The organism is Wolbachia endosymbiont of Drosophila incompta, assembly GCF_001758565.1.
Classification (GTDB): Bacteria; Pseudomonadota; Alphaproteobacteria; order Rickettsiales; family Anaplasmataceae; genus Wolbachia; species Wolbachia pipientis.
The window spans coordinates 330018-335250 of sequence record NZ_CP011148.1 but is presented as its reverse complement, the minus strand read 5'-3'; the positions used below and the strand labels follow the sequence as shown (position 1 = coordinate 335250).

The following is a 5233-nucleotide window of genomic DNA, read 5'->3' as shown; positions in this document are numbered from 1 at the left end:
GATGATTAGAAGTATGATATGGTTAAATTCATACTTTGATAGGTGATTCATCACTTGATCGAGTATAGCTTTGCAACCTGGAAGACTTTCTTCACCTTTAAGTAGGCTTTGATCGATTGTTGGTACAATTCCAGAACATTGCTTGTGTAAAAATGAAATTGTTCTTTGTACTAAATTGCCTATGTTGTTTGCCAGTTCTGAATTTATCCGGCTGATCATATTTTTCTTACTAAAGTTGCCATCTTGGCCGAAGCTTGCTTCCCTGAGGAGAAAATAGCGTAGCTGATCAACACCAAACTCTTGAGCGAGGCCAATTGGATCTATGACATTACCAAGGGACTTGGATATTTTCTCTCCCTCGTTCAACCACCAACCATGAACTGCAATTTGTTTTGGCAGTGGCAGGTCTGCTGCAAGGAGAATCGCTGGCCAATATACAGCATGAAAGCGCAATATGTCTTTACCGATTACATGAACGTTGAAAGAGTTGTCAGCTAGGTTTGCAGCGCTTGACACTGGAATCTGCGTTTTCCCTTGGTTTGGTGTCATTCCAGTGCTTGACACTGGAATCTGTGTTTCTGGTTCTGCCCAAAACCTCTTATATTCCTCACCTTCAGTACTAGGGAAACCTATTGATGTAAGATAATTGGTTAATGCATCTATCCAGACATAGATTATGTGTTTGTCATTACCTGGTACTTTTATTCCCCAGTTAAAACTAGTGCGAGAGATTGAGAGGTCAATGAGCCCTGATCTTACAAACGATATCACTTCATTTCTTCTGCTCTCAGGAAAGATAAAACTTGGCTGATTTTTATAGAGTTCCAGTAATTTTTCTTGCCAGTTTGATAAGCGAAAAAAGTAACTCTCTTCTTTTATCCACTGGACCTCAGCACCTGTTGGTGCTTTGCCATCTATCAGCTCTGACTCCTGATAAAATGCTTCATCACGAACTGAATACCAACCCGGATAGGAATCCAAATATATTTGCCCTCTCTCTTCAAGTCTATTCCATAAAGCTATAACTGCTTTTTTGTGACGTTCCTCCGTAGTGCGAATAAAATCGTCATACTCAAAATTCATGAACTTAGCCAATTCTTTAAATGAAACGCTCACTTCATCTGTAAATTCTTTTGGCTGCATTTCCTTTGCTTTAGCTGCTTTTTCTATTTTTTGTCCATGTTCATCTGTACCAGTGGTAAATTTGACATTTTTCCCAGCTAGTTTCATGAACCTTGCCACCACGTCACACAAGAGAGAAGTGTATGCATGACCAATATGCGGCTTATCGTTTACGTAATATACTGGCGTGGTGATGTAAAAGTTCTCGAATTGTTCCATGGTTTAGCATTTTGATAAAAATCAACTGAGTTAATTATAGTATTAAAAAGGCAGTAATAAATAAATATTGATTGGGTTAAGCATAATTTTTGAAAAAAGCTATTTACTGAAATTTTATTAAAATAAGAAACAATCAGGCATGATTATTGAAAGAACAATGAGAAATTTTCTTGTAATTCTATTTATAGTTTTCTATGCATTTGATGCACACGCTGATGGAGCAACAGATGTAATGTGTAATGTAATAGGTTACGTTCATGGAATAGGTGGACCAATGATTACAGTGGTAATAATTGGTTCAAGCTTACTTGCAATATTTGGCAGAATGCCTTGGCCTGCACTTTTCGCACTGGGTATGTTTGTTGCTGTGTTTTTTGGTGCTCCTCAAATTGTAACAAAGGTAACNNAAAAAGAAGTTTGTTGTCTTTTTAAAGGTCACACCTTGGAGAATGGAAAGTGTGTTGCTGCTCCTGGATATGAACGTGTAGGTACAGGTTATGCTTGTCGTTCCGGTTGGGCGCTAACTAATAAAGGCTACTGTATAAAAGCTGGCCAAGATCCTTCAAAGTATTGGAAGTGAAAATGGTGCTTTTATAGAGTTAAATCTAACAAACCGCAGAGTATATAATTAACATCCACGCCTTTAGTTAGATTCCACTCACGCTTTATTACGTTGTACTCCATGCCAGCCATGTTTTGCAGCGTTACATTATTTTCTCTTAAGTGATTTGCAATTTCTGACGGCTTGAGAAATTTATTCCAGTTATGTGTACCTTTTGGCAGCCAATTTAATATGTACTCTGCACCAATTATTGCAAGACAAAAGGATTTAATAGTTCTATTTATTGTGGATATAAAGATTAACCCCTCCGGTTTTAGCAGTTCTATCGCTTTTTTCATGAAAAGCTCTAAATTATCCACATGTTCAACTACTTCCATCAGCAGAACCACGTCGTACTTCTTGTCATTGCTTAGCTCTTCAATGCTGGTGTGTATATATTCTATATTTAACCCTACTTTTTTTGCATGTGAATGCGCTACTTTTATGTTTTCTTCACATACATCTATTCCCACAACGTTAATGCCAACGCGTGCCATTGACTCTGACAAAATGCCACCACCGCATCCAACATCAAGCAATGATAATTCTTTCAAATTGCATTTTTTTAACTCTTTTATTTTCTCAATAATGTAAGATACTCTAACAGGATTCATTATGTGCAATGGTTTGAATTTGCCGTTCTCATCCCACCACTGGCCTGCCATTTTAGCGAATTTTGATATTTCATCTTCGTTATAAGTTTTTGTTTTTTTTTTCTTAGAGGTTATATTGCTGAGTTTATCAAGGCGTTTTTTATGTCTGCTTTCTTTTGAAAATTCTGTTTCGAGGAATTGTTTGACTATGTCTTTTGCTAATCCACTCGCAGTAAATCCTGCACCAAGACACAGTACATTTGCGTTGCCATGCTCGCGAGCTAATTTTGCGATCTCAACACTGTTACATAAAGCAGCGTAGATTCCTTCAAAACGATTTGCCACAGTACTCATGCCCAAACCTGTACCACAAATTAATATCCCATAATTTGCTTTTTTGCTTGTTATATCTTCTACAACTTTAACAGCATAGTTTGGGTAATCTACACACTTTTGCTTAGCAGTGCAGCCTTGATCTACTACTCTGTAACCTAGGGCTTCCAGGTAAGGTTTTATTTCTGATTTTAATTCATAACCAGCATGATCTGAGGCAATTGATACTATACCTAACATATAAGAAATAAGGACATTTTATATGGGTTTGAACTTTCTGTCAAGTCATTCAATGCTTCTGACCTTTTGGGAGTTCTAAAGCTATAGCTAAGGTTTTCCTACGTCATACCGCAATTCATTCCACAACTGTACGAACATTGTGATTTGAGAATAATCTCCGCCAGGAAGGGTGTCATCCCAGTGCTTTGGCACTGAGATCCAGAAAACTTAATTTTAAATAAGTACACCAGATAGCTGTATAATAAGAACTGGATTCCAGTGTCAAGCACTGGAATGACACCTTCTGTATAAATATTAAGAAATTTACCAAACGAAAAAAAAGGCAAAAGAAGCCCCGTGGTTGGCTAATTACTTACATTATACTTTCAAGTATGGCGTTTTTTTATTCTAAACACTTAATAACCGCGATTTAGCTGCTTTTAAGCCGCAACTAATCTAAATTATAAACGTTAAGAAATTTACTAAACAGAAAAAAAGGCAAAAGAAACCCTAGGGTAGCTAGTTATTCACTATCCATTTTTTAAATTGGCGTTTTTTAATGTTTTAAATGCTTTATAAGCGTATTTCAGCTTGTGTAGGTCAAAACCCGGAAATTTGATAAAGACATAAGGTGCACATAGTGCAAAAAATTAAACATGAGACGCCAGATACGTTGAGTTTTTTTGTCATTTAATCTGTACAGAGAAGATAAATAAATAGCTTCAGTTTCATGATAAGGGCGCTGGCGAGGTTTGTCAAGGAAGTTTTTTGTTTCTGTGGGCTACCTGGATGACAGGATTGCTCTTGAATTTGTATAGCTACATTGTCGGTAAATCCAAATTGCTTTAGTTATAGAAATAAATTTCGAGTCAGATGTGTATAAATTCTATATAATTTTTATCCTACTACTAATTTAACAAGATGGATCATATAGATATTATAAAATCAAAATTATTATTATCCGACCTAGTAGGTAAAAAAGTCAGATTAATAAAAAGAGGAGATAGTTTTGTTGGGCTCTGTCCATTTCATAACGAAAAAACCCCATCTTTTTCGGTGAGCAATACTAAGGGGTTATATTACTGTTTTGGTTGCTTGGCTAGTGGTGATGCATTTGAATTTATTTCACAAACTGAAGGATTAAGCTTTAAAGAAGCATTGGAAAAATTAGCATCGGTTACAGGTGTTGAACTGCCCAAAAATCTTAGTATTACAAAAGAGGACAATAAACTATTTTTAGCGCTTGATTTAGCTGCAAATTGGTTTGCACAAAAAAATCAAGGTGTTGTAGATTATTTAAAGCAGCGTAAGATTTTACCCAAAATCATAGATAAATTTAAGATAGGTTATGCACCAAGCTCTGGTTTGAAAGAGTATTTAAACTCTTCAGGTATTGAAGACAAAATTTTAATTGATATTGGATTAGTAAACAAAAATTTTCATGATTATTTTTATGACCGGCTGATATTTCCTATACAGAGCATTGCAGGGAGAGTTATTGGTTTTGGCGGACGTGCGCTAAGTTCTGAGCAACAGCCGAAATATTTAAACAGTCCAGAGAGTCAGCTCTTCAAGAAGAGGGAGAATTTATACGGATTAAACTTTGCTTTAAGCGAAATACGTAAAAAACAGCACATACTCGTTGTTGAAGGATATATGGACGCTATAGCGCTACATCAAGCGGGAATTAGTAATGCAGTTGCTCCGCTTGGTACCGCAATTTCTGCAGAACAGATAAAAAATCTATGGAGATTTGCTAAAGAAATCTCCATCTGTATGGATGGCGATAGTGCTGGACGTCATGCTGCTACTCGAGTTGCAGAACTTGCTCTGCTAATATTAGAGCCTGGATACACGTTAAAGTTTGTGACTTTGCCGAGTAATAAAGATCCATACGATATATGTAACGAACTGGAATACAAGAAAGAAGACGTGTTGACTGCTCTTGACCATTCAACAAAACTGCATTCTGAATATTTATGGCATCACATAATCGATAGCAATTTGCAAAATTATGAAAAACTTGCTCCGGAAAAATATTCAATTCTTGAGCACAAGTTCATGGAATATGTAAATACTATTAGCAACAGCAGTATTAGAAGGTATTACAGAGATTATTTTTACAATAAGGCTAGTGAACTAAGAA

The 5233-nt window shown here is 36.2% G+C and carries 4 protein-coding genes and 1 pseudogene; 3 read left to right on the top strand and 2 right to left on the bottom strand.

Going from position 1 to position 5233, the window contains the following annotated elements; genetic code table 11:
* A partial coding sequence (gene metG / locus WG67_RS01545) for a methionine--tRNA ligase (protein ID WP_458694970.1) occupies positions 1-1341 on the bottom strand: 1341 nt, incomplete at its 3' end.
* 139 nt (positions 1342-1480) lie between these two features.
* Here metG and WG67_RS01540 point away from each other — a divergent pair.
* A complete protein-coding gene (locus WG67_RS01540) occupies positions 1481-1921 on the top strand; it encodes a TrbC/VirB2 family protein (protein ID WP_070356797.1) in 441 nt (146 codons plus the stop codon).
* 11 nt (positions 1922-1932) lie between these two features.
* Here the strand turns inward: WG67_RS01540 and ubiG are convergent, their stop codons facing one another.
* Entirely contained in the window at positions 1933-3108 is a 1176-nt protein-coding gene (gene ubiG / locus WG67_RS01535) for a bifunctional 2-polyprenyl-6-hydroxyphenol methylase/3-demethylubiquinol 3-O-methyltransferase UbiG (protein WP_010962529.1), read from the bottom strand.
* A 195-nt stretch (positions 3109-3303) separates the two neighbouring features.
* On the opposite strand from ubiG, the pseudogene WG67_RS07770 reads away from it, so the two are divergent.
* Both WG67_RS07770 and dnaG read left to right on the top strand, forming a co-directional pair.
* Positions 3304-3393, top strand: a pseudogene (locus tag WG67_RS07770) (WPE palindromic element domain-containing protein); the annotation flags it as partial.
* 615 nt (positions 3394-4008) lie between these two features.
* A partial coding sequence (gene dnaG, locus WG67_RS01530; RefSeq protein WP_458694969.1) for a DNA primase occupies positions 4009-5233 on the top strand: 1225 nt, incomplete at its 3' end.

Bases quoted from the DNA above. Each gene is read 5' to 3' on its own strand.
- ubiG (WP_010962529.1), bottom strand. From the start codon at position 3,108: ATGTTAGGTATAGTATCAATTGCCTCAGATCATGCTGGTTATGAATTA.